Annotated in this window: 25 protein-coding genes, 1 tRNA gene and 1 other RNA gene; 11 read left to right on the top strand and 16 right to left on the bottom strand. The window is 68.5% G+C overall.

What is annotated here, in order from left to right; genetic code table 11:
- Positions 1-63 precede the first annotated feature (63 nt).
- Positions 64-612 (bottom strand): CAP domain-containing protein, encoded by a 549-nt coding sequence (locus tag ACTIEW_RS14540; protein ID WP_439478618.1) that lies wholly within the window; start codon positions 610-612, stop codon positions 64-66.
- Between the two features lie 65 nt (positions 613-677).
- Positions 678-1229, bottom strand: coding sequence for a hemerythrin domain-containing protein (locus tag ACTIEW_RS14535; protein ID WP_439478617.1), 552 nt, complete (start codon positions 1227-1229; stop codon positions 678-680).
- Positions 1230-1503: 274 nt separating this feature from the next.
- On the opposite strand from ACTIEW_RS14535, the gene ACTIEW_RS14530 reads away from it, so the two are divergent.
- Together ACTIEW_RS14530 and ACTIEW_RS14525 are read left to right on the top strand one after the other, a co-directional pair.
- Entirely contained in the window at positions 1504-2709 is a 1206-nt protein-coding gene (locus ACTIEW_RS14530) for an acetyl-CoA C-acetyltransferase (protein ID WP_439478616.1), read from the top strand.
- A 137-nt stretch (positions 2710-2846) separates the two neighbouring features.
- Positions 2847-5024, top strand: coding sequence for a 3-hydroxyacyl-CoA dehydrogenase NAD-binding domain-containing protein (locus tag ACTIEW_RS14525; RefSeq protein WP_439478615.1), 2178 nt, complete (start codon positions 2847-2849; stop codon positions 5022-5024).
- A gap of 163 nt (positions 5025-5187) precedes the next feature.
- On the opposite strand, the gene ACTIEW_RS14520 is transcribed toward ACTIEW_RS14525, so the two are convergent.
- Complete coding sequence (locus ACTIEW_RS14520) at positions 5188-5619, bottom strand: DUF488 domain-containing protein (protein ID WP_439478620.1); 432 nt, start codon at positions 5617-5619, stop codon at positions 5188-5190.
- A gap of 263 nt (positions 5620-5882) precedes the next feature.
- Here ACTIEW_RS14520 and ACTIEW_RS14515 point away from each other — a divergent pair, with 263 nt between their 5' ends.
- Together ACTIEW_RS14515 and ACTIEW_RS14510 are read left to right on the top strand one after the other, a co-directional pair.
- On the top strand, positions 5883-7559 hold the full coding sequence (locus ACTIEW_RS14515; RefSeq protein WP_439478614.1) for an amidohydrolase: 1677 nt from the start codon (positions 5883-5885) through the stop codon (positions 7557-7559).
- A 53-nt stretch (positions 7560-7612) separates the two neighbouring features.
- Positions 7613-7686, top strand: a tRNA-Gly gene (locus ACTIEW_RS14510).
- Between the two features lie 9 nt (positions 7687-7695).
- On the opposite strand, the gene ACTIEW_RS14505 is transcribed toward ACTIEW_RS14510, so the two are convergent.
- The 6 genes from ACTIEW_RS14505 to ACTIEW_RS14480 form a co-directional block, all read right to left on the bottom strand.
- Entirely contained in the window at positions 7696-8676 is a 981-nt protein-coding gene (locus ACTIEW_RS14505; RefSeq protein WP_439478613.1) for a TraB/GumN family protein, read from the bottom strand.
- A 10-nt stretch (positions 8677-8686) separates the two neighbouring features.
- Entirely contained in the window at positions 8687-8875 is a 189-nt protein-coding gene (locus ACTIEW_RS14500) for a helix-turn-helix transcriptional regulator (RefSeq protein ID WP_439478612.1), read from the bottom strand.
- A gap of 10 nt (positions 8876-8885) precedes the next feature.
- Complete coding sequence (locus tag ACTIEW_RS14495) at positions 8886-9167, bottom strand: hypothetical protein (RefSeq protein WP_439478611.1); 282 nt, start codon at positions 9165-9167, stop codon at positions 8886-8888.
- A gap of 247 nt (positions 9168-9414) precedes the next feature.
- The gene (locus ACTIEW_RS14490; protein ID WP_439478610.1) at positions 9415-10683 is read right to left on the bottom strand and encodes a DNA recombination protein RmuC; all 1269 of its coding nucleotides are present in this window, start codon (positions 10681-10683) and stop codon (positions 9415-9417) included.
- A gap of 233 nt (positions 10684-10916) precedes the next feature.
- Positions 10917-11519, bottom strand: coding sequence for a recombination mediator RecR (gene recR, locus ACTIEW_RS14485; RefSeq protein WP_439478609.1), 603 nt, complete (start codon positions 11517-11519; stop codon positions 10917-10919).
- Positions 11520-11532: 13 nt separating this feature from the next.
- Entirely contained in the window at positions 11533-11862 is a 330-nt protein-coding gene (locus ACTIEW_RS14480) for a YbaB/EbfC family nucleoid-associated protein (RefSeq protein WP_439478608.1), read from the bottom strand.
- A 135-nt stretch (positions 11863-11997) separates the two neighbouring features.
- Between ACTIEW_RS14480 and ACTIEW_RS14475 the strand changes: the two genes are divergently transcribed.
- The gene (locus ACTIEW_RS14475) at positions 11998-12612 is read left to right on the top strand and encodes a malonic semialdehyde reductase (RefSeq protein WP_439478607.1); all 615 of its coding nucleotides are present in this window, start codon (positions 11998-12000) and stop codon (positions 12610-12612) included.
- On the opposite strand, the gene ACTIEW_RS14470 is transcribed toward ACTIEW_RS14475, so the two are convergent.
- The 4 genes from ACTIEW_RS14470 to ffs form a co-directional block, all read right to left on the bottom strand.
- A complete protein-coding gene (locus ACTIEW_RS14470; protein ID WP_439478606.1) occupies positions 12602-13600 on the bottom strand; it encodes a DUF2806 domain-containing protein in 999 nt (332 codons plus the stop codon). The genes ACTIEW_RS14475 and ACTIEW_RS14470 overlap by 11 nt on opposite strands.
- A 40-nt stretch (positions 13601-13640) precedes the next feature.
- Positions 13641-15536, bottom strand: coding sequence for a DNA polymerase III subunit gamma/tau (locus ACTIEW_RS14465; RefSeq protein ID WP_439478605.1), 1896 nt, complete (start codon positions 15534-15536; stop codon positions 13641-13643).
- An 82-nt stretch (positions 15537-15618) separates the two neighbouring features.
- The gene (locus ACTIEW_RS14460; RefSeq protein WP_439478604.1) at positions 15619-15993 is read right to left on the bottom strand and encodes a DUF3597 domain-containing protein; all 375 of its coding nucleotides are present in this window, start codon (positions 15991-15993) and stop codon (positions 15619-15621) included.
- A 153-nt stretch (positions 15994-16146) separates the two neighbouring features.
- An RNA gene (gene ffs, locus ACTIEW_RS14455) (signal recognition particle sRNA small type) lies at positions 16147-16240 on the bottom strand.
- Positions 16241-16297: 57 nt separating this feature from the next.
- On the opposite strand from ffs, the gene nudC reads away from it, so the two are divergent.
- A complete protein-coding gene (nudC, locus tag ACTIEW_RS14450; RefSeq protein WP_439478603.1) occupies positions 16298-17227 on the top strand; it encodes an NAD(+) diphosphatase in 930 nt (309 codons plus the stop codon).
- On the opposite strand, the gene ACTIEW_RS14445 is transcribed toward nudC, so the two are convergent.
- Positions 17224-17946, bottom strand: a complete 723-nt coding sequence (locus ACTIEW_RS14445; RefSeq protein WP_439478602.1) for a 3-deoxy-manno-octulosonate cytidylyltransferase — start codon at positions 17944-17946, stop codon at positions 17224-17226. The genes nudC and ACTIEW_RS14445 overlap by 4 nt on opposite strands.
- A gap of 139 nt (positions 17947-18085) precedes the next feature.
- Here ACTIEW_RS14445 and ACTIEW_RS14440 point away from each other — a divergent pair, with 139 nt between their 5' ends.
- On the top strand, positions 18086-18832 hold the full coding sequence (locus ACTIEW_RS14440) for a c-type cytochrome (protein WP_439478601.1): 747 nt from the start codon (positions 18086-18088) through the stop codon (positions 18830-18832).
- 61 nt (positions 18833-18893) lie between these two features.
- On the opposite strand, the gene ACTIEW_RS14435 is transcribed toward ACTIEW_RS14440, so the two are convergent.
- Positions 18894-19679, bottom strand: a complete 786-nt coding sequence (locus ACTIEW_RS14435) for a C40 family peptidase (protein ID WP_439478600.1) — start codon at positions 19677-19679, stop codon at positions 18894-18896.
- Between the two features lie 69 nt (positions 19680-19748).
- Positions 19749-21134, bottom strand: a complete 1386-nt coding sequence (locus ACTIEW_RS14430; protein WP_439478599.1) for a leucyl aminopeptidase family protein — start codon at positions 21132-21134, stop codon at positions 19749-19751.
- A 93-nt stretch (positions 21135-21227) separates the two neighbouring features.
- On the opposite strand from ACTIEW_RS14430, the gene ACTIEW_RS14425 reads away from it, so the two are divergent.
- Genes ACTIEW_RS14425 through thrS form a run of 4 tightly spaced genes read left to right on the top strand, consistent with a single transcriptional unit; the run spans position 21228 to position 24750 of the window.
- Entirely contained in the window at positions 21228-22031 is an 804-nt protein-coding gene (locus ACTIEW_RS14425) for a tetratricopeptide repeat protein (RefSeq protein WP_439478598.1), read from the top strand.
- A 17-nt stretch (positions 22032-22048) separates the two neighbouring features.
- Positions 22049-22531, top strand: coding sequence for an iron-sulfur cluster assembly scaffold protein (locus tag ACTIEW_RS14420; RefSeq protein ID WP_439478597.1), 483 nt, complete (start codon positions 22049-22051; stop codon positions 22529-22531).
- 45 nt (positions 22532-22576) lie between these two features.
- Positions 22577-22828, top strand: a complete 252-nt coding sequence (yidD, locus tag ACTIEW_RS14415; RefSeq protein WP_439478596.1) for a membrane protein insertion efficiency factor YidD — start codon at positions 22577-22579, stop codon at positions 22826-22828.
- Positions 22825-24750 (top strand): threonine--tRNA ligase, encoded by a 1926-nt coding sequence (gene thrS / locus ACTIEW_RS14410; protein WP_439478595.1) that lies wholly within the window; start codon positions 22825-22827, stop codon positions 24748-24750. Before yidD ends, thrS begins: the two co-directional genes overlap by 4 nt.
- Positions 24751-24784: the final 34 nt, after the last annotated feature.

Here is a 24784-nt window from a genome sequence, read left to right as displayed (position 1 = left end):
GATCACCACCGATTTGGGAATCCCGATTCCAACAAAACGGGCCACGCTCTAGCAGCCGTGGGGCTAGTAGGCCCGTCCGCCGTCGACATTGCCCGGCGGCGAATAGCGGCAGGCCAAAACCGATCGGTTGCCGCGCGAGACGATGGCGCAGCCGACATGGGTCGTCCCGCTCCAGACCATCTGGGTGTAGTGGCCGACGGCGGTCCAGTCACCGCTCCGGCTGACATCCGGAAACACGCCGCGGACATAGTAGCGCTTCTCGGCGGTCCATTCGCCGACCATTTCCTCCGGCGTCCAGACGCGACTGCCCCAGCCGGTCCAGAGGTTTTCGCCGTGTCCGTGCAGGGCCGGATCGTGCTCCCAGCGGCCGGAGTCCACCAATTCGCGCGCCCAGACCCCGGCCTCGACCGCCAGAGCATCGTCCCAGCGCAGCGGCGCCGTGCCGACCCGCACCCGTTCGACATTGTGCGCCGCCAGCAGTCGGGCAGGCACATCCTGGGGCGGAGCGGCGACGCGCATGGGCTCGTCCGTTCTGAAGACCGCCGGCGCCGCGCAGGCGGGCGCCACCAGACCGGCCGTCAGGGCCAGGGCGAGAAGCGGGGAACAGCGCATGCGGCCTCCTTCGTCAGGTGCGCGATCATAGCGCGTTGGCCGCGGCGGCGTTCCCCTGATTCCGGTCAGCGCGCGTCGGCGCCCGGCGGCGTGTCGATCAGCGCCTTTTCAGTATCGTCGCCTTCCAGCGTCAGAGTCTCCGCAGGCTTGCCGGCCTGGAATTCCTCCATCGCCGTCATCTTGCGGGCGCGCATGGCGTCGGCGAGGGCGTCCATGTCCAGACCTGCGGCGCGGGCCTGGCTGAACATGCCCTCGGACCGCATCTCCTCCTCCTCGACGTGGTGCTCGATCATCTCCGACAGCACCTTCACCTTGGCGTCGTAGAACTCCTCGTCCGGGCTGGCGGCCTCGATCTCGTTGATCAGCAGCTTGGCCGAGTCATGCTCGACATAGGCCTCGTTCAGCAGGTCTTCCTCGATCTGGCCGCGGCAGGCCGGATAGAAGATCTCTTCCTCCAGCACGGTGTGGACCTTCAGTTCGAGGCACGCCTGCAGGGCGAGCGCCTGCTTCTTCGAACTCGAGGTCGCCCTTTCGAACGCCGCGAAGATCTCCTCCACCTTGCGATGGTCGGCCTTTAGCATCGCGATCGCGTCCATCTCTTCGTAGGTCTGGGCCATGGTTGTCTCCTCCAGACACCCGGTCGTGTCCGGCGGAAGTAAGACCCGGACACGGCGCGCGTTCCCAAGGCCAAGCTAGGTGAGAGTCGTTCGCGGAATTCACGGCTTTCCAGTATCCGGTGGTCGACACAGTGGCGCCGGCGGCCATGAAATACTTGACGTTGACGTAAACGTAGGGTTTGTGGCGAGCAAGTTTCCAATCCGCACTCTCGCCCTCAAGCCGCACGGCTCCCCGCGCCGGGCCCAGGGCCTCAGACAAGTGAGACGCACACCCATGGCCGAAGCCTATATCTACGACGCGGTCCGCACCCCGCGCGGCAAGGGCAAGAAGGACGGATCCCTTCACGAAATCACGGGCCTGAGCCTGGCGACCCAGGTGCTGGAAGCCTTGCGGGACCGCAACGATCTGGACACTTCGAAGGTCGATGACGTCATCCTCGGCTGCGTCACCCCCGTGGGCGAACTCGGCGCGGACATCGCCCGCACCGCCGTCCTCTCGGCCGGCTGGGCCCAGACCGTGGCCGGCGTCCAGATCAACCGCTTCTGCGCCTCGGGCCTCGAGGCCGTGAACATGGCTGCGGCCAAGGTGAAATCCGGCGAGGCCGACTTCGCCGTCGGCGGCGGCATCGAGGCCATGAGCCGGGTGCCGATGGGTTCGGACGGCGGCGCCTGGCCGGTCGACCCGTCTTCGGCCTTCCCGACCTATTTCGTGCCCCAGGGCGTCTCGGCCGACATGATCGCCACCAAATACGGTTTCAGCCGCGATGACGTCGACGCCTATTCGATGGAAAGCCACAAGCGCGCCGCCGCCGCCTGGGCCGACGGTCGATTCTCGAAGTCGGTCATTCCCGTGAAGAACCAGCTCGGCCTCGTCCAGCTGGATCGCGACGAGACCATCCGCCCCAACACCGACATGCAGACCCTCGGCGCGCTGAATGCGTCCTTCGCCATGATGGGCGAGATGGCCTTCGACAGCGTCATCAACCAGCGCTACCCCGAGGTCGAGCGGGTCAATCACGTCCACACGCCCGGCAACTCCTCGGGCATCGTGGACGGCTCGGCCGGCGTCTTGATCGGCACCCTCGAAGCCGGCAAGTCCCTCGGCCTCAAGCCGCGCGCCCGCATCGTCGGCGCCGCCTCGATCGGCTCCGAGCCCTCGATCATGCTGACCGGCCCCGAGTTTGTGACGAAGAAGCTGCTCGGCAAGCTGGGCATGACTGTCGCCGACATCGACGTCTGGGAGCTCAACGAGGCCTTCGCCGCCGTGGTGCTGCGCTACATGCAGGCGCTCGACATTCCGCACGACAAGATGAACGTCAACGGCGGCGGCATCTCCATGGGCCACCCGCTCGGCGCCACCGGGGCCATGATCACCGGCATCGCCCTCGATGAGCTTGAGCGTTCCAACAAGTCGACCGCCCTGATCACCCTGTGCATCGGCGGCGGCATGGGCACCGCCACCGTCATCGAACGCGTCTGAGTTAGTGCTCCCCCGTCGGGGGAGCTGTCAGCGAAGCTGACTGAGGGGCCGGCCCCAAACGCCGGCATCGGCGGTGGCCCCCTCCACCGCTTCGCGGTCCCCCTCCCCCGGCGGGGGAGGAATAAGGAAGAGAGACCATGGAAAACTTCAAGATCGACGTCGACGCCGACGGCATTGCCTTGATCACCTTCGACGTCCCCGGACGGTCGATGAATACCCTGACCTCGGGCGTGATGAATGAGATCCCGGAGTGGGTCGAGCGCATCAAGACCGACGACGCCATCAAGGGCGCGGTGCTGACCTCGGGCAAGGCGAGCGGCTTCTGCGCCGGCGCCGACCTCGGCGACATGGCCGGCGGCATGCTGGCCGGCGGTTCGCTCCAGGACGCCTATGATGCGGGCTGGAAGCTGAACGGCGCCCTGCGCGCGCTGGAGACCTGCGGCAAGCCCGTGGCCGCCGCGATCAACGGCCTCGCCCTCGGCGGCGGTCTCGAACTGACCCTTGCCTGCCACTATCGCGTGGTCGCCGACGACAACAGGATCCAGCTCGGCCTGCCCGAGATCAAGGTCGGCCTCTTCCCCGGCGGCGGCGGCACCCAGCGGCTGACGCGCCTGATCGGCGTGCAGGCGGCGATGACGGCGATGAGCGCCGGCTCGTCGTGGCGTCCGAACGACGCCAGGGGCGCGGGCGTAGTCCATGAAGTCGTGGCCAAGGGCTCCGAGGTCGCCGCTGCGAAAGCGTGGATCAAGGGCGGCGGCAAGGCCGTCCAGCCGTGGGACGACAAGGGCTTCAAACAGCCCGGCGGCGGCCCCTACCACCCCGCGGGCATCCAGAATTTCCTCGTCGGCAACGCCATGCTGCGCAAGCAGTCCTATGGAAACTACCCGGCCGTGCTGAACCTGATGAAGGCCGTCTATGAAGGCGTTCAGGTGCCGATGGACGCCGCCCTGCGCATCGAGACCCGCTACTTCATCAAGACCCTGATGACGCCGCAGGCCCAGGCCATGATCCGCTCACTGTTCCTCAGCAAGCAGGAACTCGACAAGGGCGCCGTCCGCCCGGCGGGCCAGCCCAAGTCCGATCCGAAGAAGGTCACCGTCATCGGCGCCGGCATGATGGGCGCGGGCATCGCCTATGTGCAGGCGCTCGCCGGCATCGAGACCATCCTGATCGACCGCACCCAGGAAGACGCCGACAAGGGCAAGGCCCACGTCGCCGATCTGCTGAAGAAGCGGCTCTCGCGCGGCCAGATCACCCAGGAGAAGTTTGACGTCTTGCTGGCCTCGGTCGTCGCGACCACCGACTACGACCTGATCAAGGGCTCTGACCTGGTCATCGAGGCGGTGTTCGAGAACCGCGAGATCAAGGCCGACGTCACCAAACGCGCCGAAGCCCAGCTGGCCCCGGGCGCGGTGTTCGGCTCCAACACCTCGACCCTCCCGATCACCGGCCTGGCCGAGGCTTCGGTCCGTCCCGAGGACTTCATCGGCATCCACTTCTTCTCGCCCGTCGACAAGATGATGCTGGTCGAGATCATCCTGGGCGAGAAGACCGGCGAAGCCGCGATCGCGAAGTCGCTCGACTACGTCATGAAGATCAAGAAGACCCCGATCGTCGTCAACGACGGGCGCGGCTTCTACACCTCGCGTTGCTTCGGCACCTATGTCGCCGAGGGTCTGGCCATGCTGGAAGAGGGCTACGCCCCGGCCCTGATCGACAACATCGGCCGCATGACCGGCATGCCCCGCGGCCCGCTGGAAATGCATGACGACGTGGCCCTGGACCTGTCGGTCAAGATCGCCAAACAGACCCAGGAAGACCTCGGCGACGCCTATGAGCCGCTGCCCGGCTGGAAGATCGTCAAGACCATGGTCGAGGATCTCGGTCGCTACGGCCGCAAGAACGGCAAGGGCTTCTACGACTACGACAGCAAGCCGAAAAAGCTCTGGTCCGGCCTTGCCGAACTGGCTCCGGTCAAGATCGACGACTCGACCCCCGAACTGGTCGAGGACCAGAAGCGCCGCCTGCTCTATCGCCAGGCGGTCGAGGTCGCCCGTTGCTGGGAAGAGGGCGTGATCGACGACCCGCGCGAGGCCGATGTCGGAGCCATCCTGGCCTGGGGCTTCGCGCCCTGGAGCGGCGGCCCGATCACGATGATCGACCAGACCGGCCTGAAGGAATTCGTGGCCCAGGCCGACATCTACGCCGCCCGCTACGGTGACCGTTTCAAGGTCCCCCAGCTGCTGCGCGACATGGCCGCGAAGGGCGAGACCTTCTACGGCAACTTCGAAGGCAAGCAGAAGGCGGCGGCGTAGGACCAACGCTTTCCTTCTCCCGATGGGAGAGGGTGGCGCGCAGCGCCGGATGAGGGTCGGCTGGTTGGAGCGGCGGAGCCGCCCCGAACAGCCGACCCTCACCCTTTCGCCTTGCCGATCGCTTCGCTCCCGGAGGCTCAAGCCCTCTCCCAACGGGAGAGGGTTACAGGTTCACCACCTCGAACCCATCCTCGCTCGCCAGCCGTTCCGCCAGCACCGCGCGATGACAGCCCGCGTGGTCGGCCTCAAAGCACAGCAGCGCCGTCGGCCGGTCCTTGGCGATCTCGCGCAGCCGTTCAAACGCCAGTTGCGAAGGCGGCTCCTGCATATGGTCGGCAAAGATCTCGCGCATCTCGCCGATATGGCCCTTGCGCGCCGCATCCCGCCCCGCCTTGGGCGTCCCGAGGTCGCGCAGGTGGACGTATTCGATGCCCGCCTCGGCCAGGCTCGAGCCGAGGATCGTCTTCGAAAAGCCCGCCCGCCGCGACGCCGCCACCGCCCGCACATCGGCCAGCACGGTCACGCCCGCCGCCTTCAGCCGCTCGATCACGGCGGCCTGCGGCTCGCCTTCGTATCCAATGGTGAACAGTTTCATCGCCCGGATATGGAAAGTCGCCGGCCGCTGCGCCACCTACGTCTGATTCTGGCGTATCGCTCCGCTATACTCTCCGATGGCCCGACCGTCAGGCGTCAGGGGAGGGGATGGAAGGTATGAAAGCCGGACCCGGTGGACGGAGTGGACTCAGTGGACTCCAATTTTCGAGTTTCACCCGGATGAAAACCCGGCCAGACGGACGAAGCTTGACCTCTCGCGCTGAGCGCTCCACCCCTCTCCCGTTCGCCCGCAGGAGCCTCCCGATGATCCGTCTCGCCCTCTCCACCCTGCTCCTCGCCGGAGCCGCCGCGACCGCCCAGGCCCAGGAACTGCGCATCCACGGCGGGCCGATCTACACCGGCGTGGCGGAGCAGCCGACGGCCGAGGTGGTCATCGTCCAGGACGGCCGGATCTTCTACGTCGGCCCGGCCGCCGCGGCGCCGGAGGTCGAATACGCCGAGGACCTCGACCTCAAGGGCGCGGTCCTGTTCCCCGGCTTCACCGACGGCCACGCCCACCTCGACGGCATCGGCTGGCGCGAACTGACCCTGAACCTCGAGGGCTCGGCCTCGGTCGCCGAGGCCATGGCGCGCCTGACCGCCTGGGCCGAGGCTCACCCGGAAGGCCCCATCGTCGGCCGCGGCTGGATCGAGACCCACTGGCCCGAGGCGCGCTTCCTGACCGCCGCCGACCTCGACGCCGCAGCTCCGGACCGGATCGTTCTGCTGGGCCGGGCCGACGGCCACGCCGTGGTCGCCTCCTCGGCCGCCCTCGCGGCCGCCGGGGTCGACGCCTCGACCGTTGCCCCGTCGGGCGGTGAAATCCTCAAGGGCGCCGACGGCAAGCCGACCGGCCTGCTGGTCGACGCCGCCGAACAGCTTGTCGCGGGCCTCATGCCCCAGGCCGATCCAGAGGCCCTGCGCGCGGCCTATCGCGCTGGCTTCCGGGTCGAGGCCGCATACGGTTGGACGGGCGTGCATTTCATGAGCGCGCCGTGGAAGGACATTCCGCTGCTGGAGGCCATGGCCGAGGCTGGCGAGGCCCCGCTGCGCATCTACAACAGCGTCACCCCTGACGGCGCGGCCGCATTGATCGAGGGCGGCCCCCGCAGCGTCGCCGACGGCCGGATCATCACCCGTGCGATCAAATATTACGCCGACGGCGCGCTGGGCTCGCGCGGCGCAGCGCTGTTCGAGCCCTATGCCGACCGACCCGACACCACCGGCCTGATGCAGATCACCGGCGACGAGATCATCCCCCTGTATGAGGCGGCCCTGCGCGGTGGCATCCAGGTGGCGACCCACGCCATCGGCGACCGCGGCAACGCCTCGGTGGCGCAGTGGTATGCAGCAGCGCTGGAGTCGACGCCGGCGTCGGAGCGACCGAACGGCGCCGATGTGCGCTGGCGGATCGAACACGCCCAGATCCTGCGGCCGTCCGATTATCATTGGTTCGTCCACCTGCCGATCATCGCCTCGATGCAGCCCAGCCACGCCATCGGCGACCTGCATTTCGCCCCCGCCCGGCTCGGCGATGCGCGGCTGGACGGCGCCTATGCCTGGCGCAGCCTGTCGGACATGGGCGTCGTGGTGGTCGGCGGCTCGGACGCTCCGGTCGAGCGGGGCGCACCGCTCATCGAATTCTACGCCGCCGTCGCCCGCGCCGATCTGGATGGCTTCCAGGGTCCCGACTGGCGGGCCGGCGAGGCCGTAGACCGCGCCACGGCCCTGAAGATGTTCACCCTCTGGCCGGCATACGCCAGCTTCCGCGAGGCCGAGCTGGGCACGATCGAGGTCGGCAAGCGGGCCGACTTCACCGCCTTCTCGGTGGACCTGATGACCGCCCCGGTCGAGGACATTCCCAAGGGACAGGCGACGCTGACTGTCGTGGACGGCGTGGTCGTCTATCGGGCCGACACCGAGCCGGACGCGACCGACTGATCTTCGCCGCCTTGATGCGCCGCGCCGATCCGCCTAAGGCTGCGTCCGGCTCCGCGGGCGTGATGTAGTGGTAGCCTGAAAGCTTCCCAAGCTTTTCGTGCGGGTTCGATTCCCGCCGCCCGCTCCAGCCGTCACCCTATTCGCGGGTGACGGTCAGGCCCCGGTCCTCAAGGATTTCCTGGACGCTGTCGTCACCGGCCAGATGGGCGGCACCGACGGCGATGAAGATCGTGCCCGAGCCCTCCAGCATGGTCTGGATCTGGTTGGCCCAGTCGGTGTTCCGGCGGACCAGCAAGGCCTCGTAGAGAAACGGCGCCTCCGACTGCATCTCATCGACGGCGATCTCCTCCAGAAGCGCGACGTCGCCTGTGGCCCAGGCCCCGACCATCCGGTCCAGTTCGACCGTGGCGTCCTCCCAGGCCTCCAGCAGCGACCGCAGGAAGGACAGCTGGTCGGCCTCGGACATGCCGGCGAGGATGCCGACCTGCTTGTCGATGGTCTCCAGACCCTGGATGGGCTTGCCGGCGGCTTCCGCCCGCGCCTTCAGGACCGTTTCGACGCCTGACAGGGGATCGTATCCGGCCCTGAGCGACGGCGCGACCGAGAGGACGAGGCCGGCGAACCAGGGGCGGAAGACGTCAATCTGGCCGGCCGGCATGCCTGCGGAGGCGGCGAGGGCGTTCAGCGCCGTCATCTCCTCGGCGGTCAGCAGGCTGGACAGCGGGCGGGCCGGCGAAATTCCGTGCTGCTGGATCAAGGGCATCAGGGCCGCCTGATCGTCGGGGTTGGAAATCTCGAACCAGATCTGGTCGGCGCTGTCGAAGGCGGCGTCGACGCGGGGCGAGCCCCAGGCCGTGGTCGGGCGCAGGACGTGGACCGTGCCGAACAGATAGAGGGTCGAATCGGCGTCGCGGATGACCCACAGGGCGGGGCCGGCGCCTTCGGCCTGGGGCACGGCGCGGGCGGCGACGACCGGAGCCGGCGCGGCCTCGACGGCCTGGGCGAAGGCTTGGGCGGGCTGGAAGGCGACGGCCGCGGCGAGGCCGAAGCCCAGCGCGGCGCCGAGGAGCGTGCGCCCGGCGGCGCCGGCGGTCTGGAGAGTTCTGGTGACGGTCACGGCGAAGTCCTTACTCGGAGAAGATGGATTCGATCGGCTGCCCGAAGACGTGGGCGATCTTGAAAGCGAGCGGCAGGGAGGGGTCGTAGCGACCGGTTTCCAGCGCGTTGACGGTCTGGCGCGAGACGCCCAGCGCCTGGGCGAGGTCTGCCTGGCTCCAGTTGCGTTCGGCGCGCAGCACCTTGAGGCGGTTGTTCATGCCGCGACCCTCACCGCCGCCGCAGCCACCACCACGCCCAGGCGATGGTGTAGCCGACCAGTTGGAACAGCAGGATGGCCGCAATTCCGGCGCCGAACGTATCGGCCGGAGTATCGCCGGCCCAGGCCGATACAATGGCGCTCTCGCCGTGTGTCATCAGGGTCAGCAGCAGCACCGCGCCGATGGCCATCCCCGCCGATCCGCCCCACCACCACGCCCATTTGTGGGCTTCGCGCGCCGCTTCATCCAGTTTCGCCCACCACCAAATGCCGCCGCCAAGGGCCGTTGCCATGAGGATACCGATCAGTCCGGCGGTCCCAGCGATCGCGGCGGGTCGAGACTGCCCGGACAAGAGCCCGGCACCAACACCCGTGACGAGACCGACAATCAGCAACGCCGCGCCAGATATTGCGAAGCGCGCGGGGCCGGAAATAGAGCGTCGCGTCTCAAGCTCGTTCATGACAAGGCTTCCTGTCGATTTGACAAGGGTGTTTTACATCTTCGGTTAGCAATGTCAAGCGTCCTTGTCCAAGGCGCGGTCAAGCCTTCGGTAAGGCGGCGAGCGGGTTTTCGGTCGTAACCAGCTCAGGCCGGCTCAGGGCACGCGGGGCCTGTTCGATCGGCGTCAGCTCGGCCAGCTCCTTGCCCTCGTGGTCGACCTGAAGGTCCTCGAAGCGGCGGGCGGAGACCATGACCTGGCTCTCGAGCGAGCCGACGAACTGGTTGTATTTGCCGACGGCGCTGTCCAGCGCCCGCCCCACGGCGGCGGCGTGGCCGCCCATGACCGACAGGCGTTTGTAGAGCTCCTTGCCCAGTTTCGCGACCTCCTCGGCGTTGCGGGTCTGCTCCTCGGCGCGCCAGCCGTAGGCGACGGCCTTGCACAGGGCGAACAGGGTGGTCGGGGTGACGATCACGACGCGCGAGGCCATGGCCGTGGTCATCAGGTCGGGCTCGTGATCGAGGGCGGCGCAGAGGAAGGCGTCGCCCGGCACGAACATGGCGACGAAGTCGGGGCTGGGCTTGAACTGGTCCTGATAGGCCTTGGACGACAGCTGGCGGACGTGGGTCTTCATGCTGGCCGCGGTGCGCAGGGAGGCGGCTTTCGCCTGGGCGTCCTCGTCGCCATCGGCCTGGTCGGCGAAGGCCAGGGACACCTTGGCGTCGATCACGAACATGCCGCCGCCAGGGAGGCGGACCACGAAGTCGGGGCGTTGCTGGCGGCCGGCGTCGTCGGCGCTCGACGACTGTTCCTCGAAATCGAACCGCCCGGCCATGCCGGCGGCCTCCAGCACATTGCGGCAGGTCTGTTCGCCCCAGCGGCCGCGCCGGCCGGTGTTGCCGCGCAGGGCCTCGGTCAGACGTCGGGCCTCGTCGCGGGTGGCCGTCGACGCAGTCATCAGCAGGGCCAGCTGTTCCTTGAGCCCGCCGGTCTCCTCGTTGCGGGTCTTCTCCAGGGCGGCGACATGCTCCTGAAACAGTTTCAGCGTGTCGGCCACGGGCTTGAGCTGGGCCTCCATCCGCTGCTGCGCCATCAGCTCGCGATTGCGGAAGGTCTCGTCGGTGCGTTTGAGCAGCTCCTCGGCCGCAGAGGTGGCCGATTCCCGCGCCTGGGCGCGCAGCAGTTCGGTCGAGGTCGCGGCTTGGTCTTCGAACAGGCGCATCCGCGCCTCGGACTCGGCATAGCGCTCGCGCAGCTCCCAGGCCTGCGTATCTGCGGCGGAGGCCCGGCGGCGCTCCATCAGGGCCCAGATCAGGGTGATGAGGGCGACCACGGAAGCGGCGAGAAAGGCGACGAGATAGGCGTTCATGCTCCGTTCCTTAACCGGAGTCGGCGGGGGCCGCCATGGCCCGGCCATCCCGGATAAAACCCGGGTAAATCCGAAAAACACAGTGCGAAGAGTCCGCTGGGTCCGTTCCGTCCATAGCGTCCTCGCCTGCTTCAACGGCAAGCGGCCGTCCACGCGTCAGCCTACACCCCTTCTGCGTCAGAATCGGACGTAGGCGGTTGTCATCCCGAACAACCGACCTGTGCATATGCAAGCTACGTCGGGCGTCTCTGGCGCATGGCCTGGATGATGGTGCCGTCGTCCAGCCAGTCGAGTTCGCCGCCGACCGGCACGCCGCGGGCCAGGGAGGTGATCTCGACGCCCGTCCCGGCCAGCCGCTCGGCGATGTAGTGGGCGGTGGTCTGACCATCGACGGTGGCGGGCAGGGCCAGAACGACCTCCTTCGCCTCGCCGCCGCGCACCCGGCCGACCAGTTCGGCGACCCTGAGCGCGTCGGGGCCGATCCCGTCGAGCGCCGAGAGCAGGCCGCCCAGCACATGATATTTGCCGCGGAAGGCGCCCGACCGCTCCATGGCCCAAAGGGCGCCGGCCTCCTCGACCACGCAGATCAGGGCGTTGTCGCGGGCGCCGTTGGAGCAGATCGAGCAGGGATCGCGGGTGTCGGGGGCGCCGCAGACGCTGCACGAGGTCACCTTCGCCGCCGTCTCGGCCAGCGAGGCAGCGAGCGGGACCAGCAACTGTTCGCGCTTCTTCAGCAGGGCCAGCGCCGCGCGGCGGGCCGAGCGCGGGCCGAGCCCGGGAAGCTTGGCCAGCAGCGATATCAGCCGCTCGATCTCGGGTCCGGCGGAGGCGGCCATGCGGGTCCGGGGCTCAGAACAGCTTGGGCATGCCGGGGATGTTCATCCCGGCCATCGGGCCCGCGGCCTCGCGCATCAGGGCGCCGTTGGCCTCGTCCAGCTTCCGCTTGGCGTCGGCGTGGGCGGCGACGATCAGGTCGGCGAGGATCTCGCCCTCTCCGGGGACCAGAAGGCTGTCGTCGATGTTCACGCCGGTGATCTCGCCTGCCCCTTTGAGCGCCACGGTCACCAGACCGCCGCCGGAACTGCCGGAGGCGGTGGTTTCAGCCATTTTCGCCTGGGCGTCCTGCAGCTTCTGCTGCATCGCCTGGGCCTGTTGCATGAGGGCGTTGAGGTCTTTCATACCCTCAAGATAGGCGCTGACCCTGGCGGGGGACAGGCCTGAAAAATAGTAACAGAATTTGTTTCTAATACCCTTGAACCAAATCCTGACAGGTCCATTTAGCATCTATCACTGTTGCTAATCAGGATGTCTTTCATGGCCTTCGATTCCGTCCCCGCCCGCGACCTGCCCCTTTCGGACACGGCGCTGGACCAGCTGTTCACCGGCGCCCGCACGCGCAACGCCTGGACCGATCGGCCGGTGTCGGCGGATCTGCTGCGCAAGCTCTACGACCTGACCAAATTCGGTCCGACGGCGGTCAACGCCACTCCGGCCCGGTTCGTCTTTCTGACCTCGCCCGAGGCCAAAGCCCGGCTCGCGCCGCATATGGCCGAGGCCAACCGCGCCAAGACCCTGCAGGCGCCGGTCAATGTCATCATCGGCCAGGACCTGGACTTCCACGAGCATCTGCCGGTCCTGTTCCCCCACGCGCCGGGCGCGAAGGACTGGTTCGGCGACGAGACCGGGCGACGCGAGACCGCCTTCCGCAACTGCTCGCTGCAGGGCGGCTATTTCATGCTGGCGGCCCGGGCCCTCGGCCTCGACGTCGGGCCGATGTCGGGGTTCGACGCCGAGGGGGTGAAGGCGGAGTTCTTCGCCGGCACCGCCGTCGAGCCGAACTTCATCGTCAACCTGGGCTACGGCTCGGACGAAAACCTGTTCCCCCGCTCGCCAAGGCTGGGGTTCGAAGAAGCGGCGGCTATCCTGTAGGGGCGAGGGGAGATGATTGCTCCCGCGTCCAGTCATCAATGAGGGTTGCGTCGCGTTGACGGACGACCCCTCCTTCCGTTCGTATCGGCCCGATTCTGATCCGCTTGACGGCTGATTGGCCCTTCATGAGCTCGCCAAACGCTCTAGCGGGAACTTCAGTGGGACTAAGTGGGATGATTGCCGCCAAATCACGCGCTATCCTGCTGATGGAGATGGCTGGGAAAACTGCTGTTGTTCCTGCGTCAGCGATTAGTATGACGCCCAGATCACCAAAAGTTGCCGCCCATGGCTCGGCGGTGAAGGTGATCGTAGTTTTAAGGTCAGAATCCAACGAACCAATCAGTCCCTCATCGCGAGCAAGTTGGAGCTTCTCCAAGGCCACATGCTTGCTGACTTGATGCGGAAGCCACTGCCCTCCCAAGATCCATGGGAGCACTTCCTGTGCTGCCTCAATCACGGGGCGATCAAGCGTAGATACGAATTGCATCGTACGAAGGGAGACCGCTCCTGGAGAGCGGATTTCACCCGCCAGCACTCGGCCCCACATATCGCGCAATCGCTCTGAGGTTGCCGCCTCAGCATGTCGCGTAAATATGTTGAGCCAGTCCACATCCATTTCTCCGGCGGCAGCAGGCTCTTCATTCGATGGGTCGGCGGATAGGTGCTCGATCGCCAGAGACGCCACCGCCTCCCGGTTCTCCTGCCTCCCAAATTCCTCATCAACGAGCCGGTCGAGCATCCGATCAACCAGTTCAGGATTGGTCTTTGCCTTGTCGACAGCCGCTTCGACGAGACCTCGTTTGAATGCAGATCGCGCGTCACGTTCATCTCGATGGGCTTGGCTCTCGGCTAGAAGGCCCGGAAGCTTTGCCCCGACCACGTGCCGGATTGCGCCAACAGCCCGATCTTGCGCAGATTTGATCCAGCCCGCCGGAATCGTCTGACCGATGATCGCCAAGGGATTCTTTTGATCAGTATCGTCACCCATCCGACCTCCTCCAACTGGCACATTCAGCTACGGCACGATTTCAGTCCTCGTCCCCCGCCTCATCCGGGATCGCCGGTAGTTCGACGGCCGGCGCGAGCGTCTTGATCTCGCCGATGACGGCGCCGGGGAAGGCCTCCATCACAGCCATGACGAAAGGATCGGCCTCGATCCCGGCCCGTTCCTCCGCGCGCTTTCGACGGTCCACCTCGATCATGGTTTCGCCGCCGCCCTGGCCGTTGGCCGCGATCAGCCAGGTGCGGCCGGTCCAGTCCTTGAGCCGGGAGGCCAGCTTGCGCGCCAGATCCATCGGCGCGCCGTCGAGGCTTTCATAGGTGATGGCGCCGGGCTTGAAGGCCACGGGGCGGACGTAGCGCTGGACGTCCATCTGCAGGCCGACCTCGCGCTTCTCGCCGATCAGGGCGACGACCTGTTCGAAGGTCTGGGGGTCGGGCGTCGCGGGTGTCGCAACCGGACGGGCGGCCAGCTGGGCCGAGGCGCCGCCACCGCCGCCGCCCGAAGGACCGCGCGGGGCGGAACCGCCGCCGGGCATGGGCTCTCCGTCGCGCAGGGCCTTGAGCGCTTCTTCCGGGCCGGGCAGGTCGGCGGCGTAGGCGAGGCGGACGATGGCCATCTCGACCGCGTCGGCCGGATTGGGCGCGCGGCGGACCTCGTCCAACGCGCGCAGCAGCATCTGCCAGACGCGGGCGAGGGTCCCGGCCGAAATCACCGCGCCGAGGGCCGTCAGCTTCTGGGCCTGATCGTTGGGCAGGCGGGTCGCCTGCGGCCCCAGCATCTTGGCCACCGAGGCGGCGTGGCAATGTTCCAGCAGGTCGTTGGTGATCTGCACCGGATCGGCGCCGTAGCCGTAGAGGGTGCGGAACAGCTCCAGCGCCTCGGGGGTGCGGCCGGCCATGATCGATTCGAACAGGGCGATGGTCTGGCTGCGGTCGGCCAGACCCAGCATGTCGCGCACGACCTCGGTCCTGACCGTCTCGCCGCGGTCGCCCTGGACCAGCGCCTGATCCAGCAGGGACAGGCCGTCGCGGACCGAGCCCTCGGCGGCGCGGGCGATCAGGGCGAGGGCGTCCTGCTCGATCTTCATCCCCTCGCGGTCGGCGATACGGGCGAGGTGTTCGACGAGGATTTCCGGCTCGACGCGGCGCAGGTCGAAACGCTGGCAGCGGCTGAGGATGGTCACCGGCACCTTGCGGATCTCGGTGGTGGCGAAGATGAATTTGGCGTGGGGCGGCGGCTCTTCCAGCGTCTTCAGCAGGGCGTTGAAGGCCTGGTTCGACAGCATGTGGACTTCATCGAGGACGTAGACCTTGTAGCGCGCCTCGACGGGGGCGTAGCGGACGCTCTCGATGATGTCGCGGATGCCGTCGATGCCGGTGTGGGAGGCGGCGTCCATCTCGACCACGTCCATATGCTGGCCGGCCATGATGGAGGCGTCGTGGCGACCCTGATCGGTCAGGGCCAGGGACGGGCGGTCAATTTCGTCTGTTTGATTGTTGAGGGCGCGGGCCAGCAGGCGTGCAGTGGTCGTCTTGCCGACGCCCCTGACGCCGGTGAGCATGAAGGCGTGGGCGATGCGGCCGGTGGCGAAGGCGTTGGTCAGGGTGCGGACCATGGCCTCCTGGCCGATCAGGTCCTCGAAGGTGTGCGGCCGGTATTTGCGGGCGAGGACGGTGTAGGCCGAGCCGTCGTCGGCATGGGCGGCAGGGCCGGCGTCGGCAGGCGGGGCGGCTTTCGCTTTCGGCTTCGGCTTCGGCGCGGGCTCCGTCGGAGCAACGGGCGCGGCGGCGGCCTCGGCCTCACGCATGCCCGCGGGTTCGGGCGACCCGAACATGTCGTCGGTGTCAGGATCGCGCTCGGCGACATCGGCCGCGTCCTCCTCCCACGGAGGCCCTTCGAGACTCGGATCGACGTCGCTCATGCGACCGTCATACCGCGAGAGAGAGCGCGCGCGCACCCCCTCTCGCGAGACGTCCCCGCTTTCGCGGGGATGACGCGGTGGATCAGTCAGTCAGGTCGGGAATCCGGCCGCCGTTGTCGCGGATCTTCTGCATCACCTGCTTGTGCAGCCAGATGTTCATCGACGCCGAATCGGACGCATCACCGGTGTATCCCAGCTCCCCGGCCAACTCCTTGCGCTCGGCGAGGGAGCTGTCCATGCCGGTCAGCTTCATCAGGTCGACGATGGACGTGCGCCAGTTGAGGCCCTTGCCCTCGTTCATGACGTCGAGCACCGCTGCGACGTCGACGGGCTCCACCGTCGCTGCAGCCGTTCCGGGCGCCGCCTGGCCCGGTGTCGGGACCGGCCCGGACGAGGGCGTGACCACCTCCGGCTTGCGGCGGAAGATCCTGCCGAGGATGTTGCCGAGAATGCTCATGGGGATGCTCCTGAGGGGTGAGCCTCCAGAGCGGATGACGGCGGCGGCGGTTCCGTGCGCGCGGTGAAGCAGCGACCCTCCGGTCAAGCCGGAGGGTGACGATTCGCGCTCAAGCAGCGAGCGGCCGCGTCGCGAGCGTTAGCGCCCAAAAAAGGAAGTGGAGACCGCGACCCGAAGGGGAATTCGTTGTGGCTGCTGCCTTCCGGCCCTGACCAGGTTGGCGAAGCCTTCGCCCGCGATCTCCGAGGCCGATATGACGATTTCGGCTCGCGGATGCAAGTCCGGGCTTGCTAGACAAACGGCCATGCCCTTGCCCGTCTTCAATACCTTCGCCGGCAATCCGCTCGACCGGGCGGGGGATCGGCGGGACGATGCGGACTGGCTGGCCGAGCAGGGCGCCAGCCCGGACGCCATGGCCATGGTGCTTTGGGAGGGCCGGCCGCTGGTCGAGGCCGGCGAGGAGCCACGGCTGGCGTGGCTGGCGCTGGGCCATGCGCGGGCGGTGGTCCCGGACCGGGAGCTGTTCCTCGGCCTGTGGAAGGGCGCCCCCTGTTTCGCGGTCGAGGTCGAAGGGTCGGTCGATCCGGCGGGCGGGCCGCTGGCGGGGCTGGGGGCCTTCCACGAGATGCGCGAGGCGGCGGCGATGCTGCCGGGGCCGGACGCGGCCATGGCGGGGACGGCCAAGTCGCTGTTCGACTGGCGGCGGCGGCACGGCTTCTGCGCCGCCTGCGGCATTGAGAGCCAGAACGCTTCCGGAGGCTGGAAGCGGGCCTGCCCGGCCTGCGGCGTCGAGCATTTCGCGCGCGTGGACCCGGTGACGATCATGCTGGCGGTCTACAAGGGCGGATCGGAGCCGAGATGCCTGCTGGGTCGTCAGGCGGCCTGGCCCGAGGGACGAATGTCAGCCCTGGCGGGCTTCCTCGAGCCCGGCGAGACCATCGAGGCGGCCTGCGCGCGCGAGATCGAGGAGGAGGCCGGGCTGACGGTGACGGCGGTGCGCTATCATTCCAGCCAACCGTGGCCGTTTCCGTCGCAGCTGATGATCGGGCTGGTCTGCGAGGTCGACTCGGACGACGCCCGGCCCGACCAGACGGAGCTGGAAGCAGTGGCGTGGTTGACGCGGGAGGAGGCGCGGGCCTGCCTTGAAGGGACTCACCCCGCAATCAAGGCTCCGCCCGGGATCGCCATCGCACGGACCCTGCTTCAGGCCTGGGTGGAGGGGTTCGAGGTCTAGGCGAGCGCCCGCGCCGCCGCCAGATCATCCGGATTGTCCACGGACAGCGGGGCCTCGTCGATGACGGCGGCCCAGATTTGCAGACCCATTTCGAGGGCCCGCAACTGTTCCAGCTTCTCGCGCAGCTCCAGCGGGGACGGCGGGGCGGCGCAGAAGCGTTCCAGCGCGGCGCGGCGGTAGCCGTACAGGCCGATGTGCCGCCAGACGGGGCCGTCCCCAAACAGGGTCGAGCGGGTGAAATAGAGGGCGCGGCCGTGGCGCTCGCCTTCCCCCATCGCCACCACCGCCTTGACCACGTCGGGGTTCGAACGGTCGGAGGCGTCGGCCTCGGGCGCGATCAGGGTGGCGATGTCACAGGCTGGCTCGGCGGCCAGCAGGTCGGCGCAGGCGCGGGCCAGACCGGGATCGGCGAAGGGCATGTCGCCCTGCAGATTGATCACCGCGTCATGGCGGCCATCCGTATCGATGGCTTCCAGCGCGGCGCGGATGCGGTCCGAGCCCGACGGAAGGTCCGGATCGGTCAGGACGGCCACGCCGCCGGCCGACACAATGGCGTCGACGATCTCACGATCGCCCGCGGCTACGGCAACCGGCAGGCCGGAAAGCACGGCTTGGCGCCAGGCCCGCACGATCATCGGCACGCCGCCGATATCGGCCAGTGGCTTGTCCGGCAGGCGGCTCGCGGCCATCCGGGCCGGGATCAGGATCAGCGGGTTCACATGGGTGTCCTGGACTGCGACGCTCGGACCGACCTTCAGCCGGTTGCGAAGGCCGCGCTAGCGTGTAAGAGACGCCCACGCAAGAATTCGCCCCGCCGCGCGTGTGGCAGGGCCTCAGACACGGGATGAGACGACGCGCATGAGCGGCGATCTGAAGCTGAACAAGATCATGGGCGCCGGCCTGGCGACCGTTTTCGTGATCCTGATGGTGCGTGAGGGCACAGCCTTCATCTACCACAACGAAACCCCCGAAAAGATGGGCTATTTCGTTGACGCGCCGGAGGAAGCCGGAGGCGGGCCCGCCGAGGTTATCCTGCCGCCCGACTGGGGCACGGTGATGCCGACGGCCGATCTCGCCGCCGGCGAGGCCGCCTTCGCCCGTTGCAAGTCCTGCCATACGATCGAGGCCGGCGGCGCCAACGGCATCGGCCCGAATCTGTACGGAATCGCCGGACGCGCCACCGCCGGCCATGCCGGATTCGCCTATTCCGACGCCATGACAGCGCACCGGGGCACCAACCCGACCTGGACGCTGGACGAACTGGACCTGTTCATCACCGCGCCCGGCCGCCATGTCCCCGGCACCAAGATGTCCTTCGCCGGCATCCGCGACACCGCCACCCGCGTGAACCTGATCGCCTGGCTTCGCGCCCAGGGCTCGACCGGCATGGCCATACCGGCCCCCGATCCGGCCCGCCAGCCCGGCGCTGCTCCGGCCGCTCCTGTCGAGGGCGAAGCGCCTGTCGCCGGCGCCGAGACCGCGACGGCCGACGTCGGCGGCCCGACCGGCGGCGCCCCGACCACGGGCGCGGCGGGTCAGCCGGCGACGACGGCCACGGCCGCCGCGCCGCCGGCCGCCACCAGCCCGGCCCCGCCGAACCACTAGGTCCGGCCGGTCCTGTCGATTTTGGAAGGGGCGGTCTTCGGGCCGCCCTTTTTCGTTGCGCTCAAAGCCGACGGATAACCGGCCCAGCGGAGCCCGGGACGCGATGCCGGGCGTCGGCCTCGGCGAACGGCTCGATCACGACCCCGCCCAACCGGCCGACGGCGTGCAACACGCGGTCACCGTCCAGCATGAAGGCGGCGTGCCCGTTCCACGGTCCCTCGTCCGGATCCAGCCAGATCACCAGATCGCCGCGCCGGGCCTGACCCGGCGCCACGGCCTGACCGAGTTCCGCCTGCTGGTCCGCATAGCGCGGGGCCGCGCGGCCGCAGGCGTAGAGCGCCTGCTGCACAAGGCCGCAGCAGTCCGTGCCCAGCGATGACCGCCCGCCCAGCTTGTAGGGCGTCCCCAGCAGCCGTTCGGCCACCTCGACCGGTTCGGCGGCGAAACTGCCGATGGGGGCCAGACCCGGCGGATCCCCCGCCTCGACCACAAGGGCGTTGAGCGGCAGGCATTCGCCGGTCGATCCGATGCGGTGAGTAGCCAGCGGGGCGCCGTCCTTGAGGGCGGATTGCATCACCCAGCCCACGACGCCGTCGCGGCGGGCGCGGCCCCAGACCTGATCGCCGCGCGTGTCGAGTACGTCGAAGGCCTCGCCGAAGATCAGCTGGTCGACGGGATGTTCGTCCGCCACGACGTCGGCGTGGATGTCGGCGACCGGAACCGCGCAATGCATCGCCCGCACCGCGCGGAAGGCCGACGCGCGCACGATCCCTTCCAGCGCCTGCTCGGCCAGATCGGGCCGGGCGAGGGTGGTGCGAGGATCAAGACTGGCGGCGGCTGCGGTCAAACGTGGGCTCGTCCGATTGAGCCGGCATACTGACGCACGAAGGCGAAAAGCCCGTTAACGGGCGCGCGATCAGGTCGCGGCAAAGCGCCGCGACAGCATCTCGAAACAGGCCCTGAGCGCCTGAGCCTCTCCACCCTCGGGCCAGCCGGGGCGGGCCCGGGGATTCCAGGCGAAGATGTCCATATGAGCCCAGGTTCCGGTGGTCGGCGCGAATTTCTGCAGGAACAGGGCTGCAGTGACCGAACCGGCCTGGGCCCAGCCGGCGGAGTCGTTGCGCAGATCGGCGATCTCCGTCTCGAGAGCCGCCCGGTAGCCGGGCCAGAGCGGCATGCGCCACAACGGGTCCCCGACGTCGCGAGCAGCCTCCAGCAGGTCGGCGGCCAGGGCCTCGTCGTCGGTATAGAGCGGCGGCAGCTCGGGTCCGAGCGCGACGCGGGCCGCCCCGGTCAGGGTGGCGAAATCGAGCGTCAGGTTGGGGGAATGCTCGCCGGCGCGAGTCAGGATGTCGGCCAGGATCAACCGGCCCTCGGCGTCGGTGTTTCCGATCTCGATGGTCAGGCCCTTGCGGCTGTTCAGGATGTCGCCGGGCCGGAAGGCGTCGGCGGAGATGGCGTTCTCGACCGCCGCCACCAGCACCACCAGCCGCACGGGCAAGCCGGTCTGCATGACCAGCCGGCCGAGAGCCAGCGCATGGGCGGCCCCGCCCATGTCCTTCTTCATATTGCGCATGCCGGCGGCGGCCTTGATGTCCAGTCCGCCGGAATCGAACACCACCCCCTTGCCCACCAGGGCGACCAACGGAAGGTCGGCGCGGTCAAGGTTCCAGCCGAGCTCGATGACCCGGGGCGAACGATGCGGCGCGGCGGCGCGGCCGACGGCGTGGACGGCCGGATAGTTTTCCTCCAGCAGGGCCTCGCCGGTGATCACCGTCGCCGTCGCCCCGGAGGCCGTGGCGATCTCGCGGGCGATGGTCTCGATCTGCAGCGGCCCCATGTCGGCGGCCGGGGTGTCGATCATCTCGCGGGCGAGAGCACAGGCCGCCCCGATGCGCAGGGCCGCTTCGACATCCAGCCCCTCGGGCGCGACCAGCCGCACCCGATCGCGCTCGGGCCTCGCCTTGTAACGGTCGAACACATAGGCCCCGAGCAGGAAGGCCAGGGCCGCCCGGCGCGCGTCCTCCGGCCCGGCCTCCAGGCGGTAGAGGCCCGGCGGCAGTTTCGCCGACAGGGCTCGGGCCGACATGGGATCGAACCGCTCCCCGGCGCCGACCAGAACGGCGGCGACCCCGCCCGGACCGTCCGGCACGGGCAGAACTTGTCCGGACTTGCCCTTGAAGGCGTTGGCCTCGGCCCACCCCCGGACCGCCGGGTCCATCTGATCGTCCGGGCCGACGAACCGCACAGGAATCGCGCCTTCGGCCTCGGTGGTCAGCAGGTCGGGATGCAGGACGGACATGGACGGCGGCCTTTCCGGCCCGAAAGGACCGATCTTAACCAAGGATTGACGAGAAGGGTCGAGTCTCGGGTCGAACCTTCCGGAGCGCCTTCCATGTCGCGCACGACCGCCCGTATCGCAACCGTCGCCCTGCTGCTGGCTGGCCTGGCCGCGCCTGCCCTGGCCGGAACCCAGGCCGCGCCGTCGGCCCCGACCTCGGCCCGGCAGCCCGCCAACGCCGAGGTGCGCGCCGCCTACGACCGCGCCGACCCCCTGAGCCGCCAGATATTCTGGTCCGACCAGGCCGAGATCGACCCGATGGATCCCATCGCCGGGGTCAAGGCGGCGCAGGCGCTGCGCGAGCTCGGCCGGTTCGATCAGGCCGCCGAGATGGCGGGCAAGGTGCTGTTGGTGCAGCCGGCCAATGTCGAGGCCATGCTGGAGGCGGGGCGCGCCCATATCGCCCGCGGTCAGGCCTTCTACGGCATCGCCGCACTGGAAGGCGCACGAAACGCCCGCCCCGGCGACTGGCGGGCATCGTCCCTTCTCGGCGCGGCCTATGAGCAGGTCCGCCGCCCCGACGACGCCCGTGCGGCCTGGGCCCAGGCCCTCGTCCTCTCACCAGACAATCCCGACGTCCTGTCCAACATCGCCATGTCGGCCATGACGCGTGGCGACGCGGCCGGAGCCGAGCCCCTGCTGCGCCGCGCCGTGGCCCAGCCGGGCGCCTCGCTCAAGGTGCGGCTGAATCTGGCCATGGTGCTGGGCCTGACCGGCAATATGGCCGAGGCCGAGCAGATGCTGCGCCGCGACCTCCCGCCCGAGGCCGCCGACCGCAACCTGTCGTGGTTGCGGGAGCGCGCCGGCGGAGCCGGGGTTGACCAGGTCCGCACCTGGGGCTCGCTCCAGGGCGGCTGATCGCCTATATTCCGGCCATGATCGACGAGCTCTACAGCGCGCGCATCCTCAAGCTGGCGGCCAATCTGCCGCACAGCGGACGGCTGGCTGCGCCGGAGGGCACGGGGGAACGGGTCGCCAAACTGTGCGGCTCGAGGGCGATCGTCGACGTGACGCTCGATGACGCGGGCCGGGTCGAGACCTTCGCCCAGGACGTCAAGGCCTGCGCCCTCGGCCAGGCCGCGGCGGGCGTTCTCGGCGAGGCCGTCATCGGCGCGACGCTGGACGAGATGGTCGCCGCCCGCGACGCCATGTCCGCCATGCTCAAGGCCGGCGGCGAGGGTCCGACGGGCCGTTTCGAGGGGCTGCGGGCGCTGAAACAGGTCGCCGACTATCCGGCGCGCCACGCCTCCACCATGGTCGCCATCGAGGCGGCGCTGGACGCGGTGCGCGAAGCCCAGGGTCGCGCACTGGCCCGCAAGACCCCCGACACACGAACTAGCCTCGCCGGTGCGGCCTGAAGGCCCGTTGCCCCCGCCGCTTTCGCGGGGGATAAGCGCGGCGACATGGCATCCGGCGGAACTCTCTATGAACGCGGCGTGCGGCTGGCCCATCGCGGCTACAAGCTGACGCTGTCGCCCCTGATCGGGCAGCACTGCCGGTTCCGGCCGACCTGCTCGGACTACGGTCGGGACGCGCTGATCCAGCACGGACCGATCAAGGGGGGATGGTTGACGGCCAAACGCCTCTGCAAATGCCAACCCTTCGGCGAAGGCTGGAAATACGATCCGGTCCCGCCCGCAAAGACGAAGACATGATCGACCTCAAATTCCCCGACGGTGCCTCGCGTCAGTATCCCGACGACGCCACGGGCCGTGACGTCGCCGCCTCGATCTCGCCGTCGCTGGCCAAGCGGGCGGCGCTCGTGGCCTTGAACGGCGAGCAGCGCGATCTGGACCGCCCGCTGGGCGGCTCCGGCGCCTTCAAGCTGATCATGCGCGACGATCCCGAAGCGCTGGAGACCATCCGCCACGACGCCGCCCACGTGCTCGCCCAGGCCGTGCAGGAGCTGTTCCCCGGAACCCAGGTGACCATCGGCCCCGCGATCGAGGACGGCTTCTACTACGACTTCCACCGCGAGGAGCCGTTCTCGACGGACGACTTCGCGAAGATCGAAAAGAAGATGGCCGAGATCGTCGACCGCGACGAGAAGCTGGTCCGCGAGGTCTGGGACCGCGAGGATGCGATCAAGCATTTCGAGGGCAAGGGCGAGACGTTCAAGGCCGAGCTGATCCGCGACCTGCCGGCCAGCGAGACGATCACCACCTACCGGACGGGCGACTGGGTCGACCTGTGCCGGGGGCCGCATTTCCCCTCGACCAAATTCGTCGGCAAGGCCTTCAAACTGACCAAGCTGGCGGGCGCCTACTGGCGCGGCGACCATCGCAATCCGCAGCTGCAGCGGATCTATGCGACGGCCTGGGCCTCGAAGGAGGACCTCGACGCCTATCTGCTGCGCGTCGAGGAGGCCGAGAAGCGCGACCACCGCAAGATCGGCAAGGCCATGGGCCTGTTCCACATGCAGGAGGAGGGCCGCGGCATGGTCTTCTGGCACCCCAAGGGCTGGGTGCTGTGGCGGGTGCTGGAAGACTATATGCGGCGCCGGCTCGACGCCGCCGGCTATGTCGAGGTCAAGACGCCCCAGGTGCTGGACCGGACCTTCTGGGAGAAGTCGGGCCACTGGGAGAAATACCGGCCCAATATGTTCGTCTGCGAGACGGTCGAGGGCGAGACCCTCAGCCTCAAGCCGATGAACTGCCCCGGCCACGTGCAGATCTTCGACCAGGGCCAGCGATCCTATCGCGAGCTGCCGCTGCGCATGGCCGAGTTCGGAGCCTGCCACCGCTATGAGCCGTCGGGCGCCCTGCACGGGCTGATGCGGGTGCGCGGCTTCACCCAGGACGACGCCCACATCTTCTGCCGCGAGGACCAGATCGTCGAGGAGACGGAGCGGTTCATCCGCCTGACCCAGGTCATCCACGCCGATCTGGGCATGACCACGCACGAGATCGCCCTGGCCACGAGGCCCGAGGTCCGCGCCGGCAGCGACGAATTCTGGGACAAGGCCGAGGCCATGCTGGGCGAGGCCGCGCGGCTGGCCGGGGTCGACCCGGTCATCGCTGAAGGCGACGGCGCCTTCTATGCGCCCAAGCTGGACTTCATCGTCAAGGACGCCATCGGCCGGACCTGGACCTGCGGCACCTTGCAGCTCGACTATGTGCTGCCCGAGCGGCTGAACGCGGAATATATCGGCGAGGACGGGCAGAAGCACCGGCCGGTCATGCTGCACCGGGCCATCCTCGGTTCGTTCGAACGGTTCATCGGCATCATGATCGAGAACTACGCCGGAGCCTTCCCGCTGTGGCTGGCGCCGACGCAGATCGTGGTGGCGACCATTGTCTCGGGAGCCGACGACTACGCCCGCGCGACGGTCGATCGGCTGAAGGCCGCAGGCCTGCGCGCCGAGCTGGACCTGCGCAACGAGAAGGTCGGCTACAAGGTGCGCGAGCACTCGGTCGGCAAGGTCCCGGTCATCGCCGTGGTCGGCAAGAACGAGGCCGAACAGGGCACCGTTGCGCTGCGCCGTCTGGGATCACAGGCGCAAGAAGTGGTGTCGCTCGACGAGGCGATCCGCGTGCTGACGGAAGAGGCGACGCCGCCGGATTTGCGGACGGCCTGATCGCTCAGCTGAACGAAAGAGCCCGCCCCCGCGA

Origin of the sequence: Brevundimonas sp. (genome assembly GCF_051860745.1) — a bacterium.
Lineage (GTDB): Bacteria > Pseudomonadota > Alphaproteobacteria > Caulobacterales > Caulobacteraceae > Brevundimonas.
Note: the sequence above shows the minus strand (reverse complement) of the source record. Positions and strands in the feature narration are given on the sequence as shown.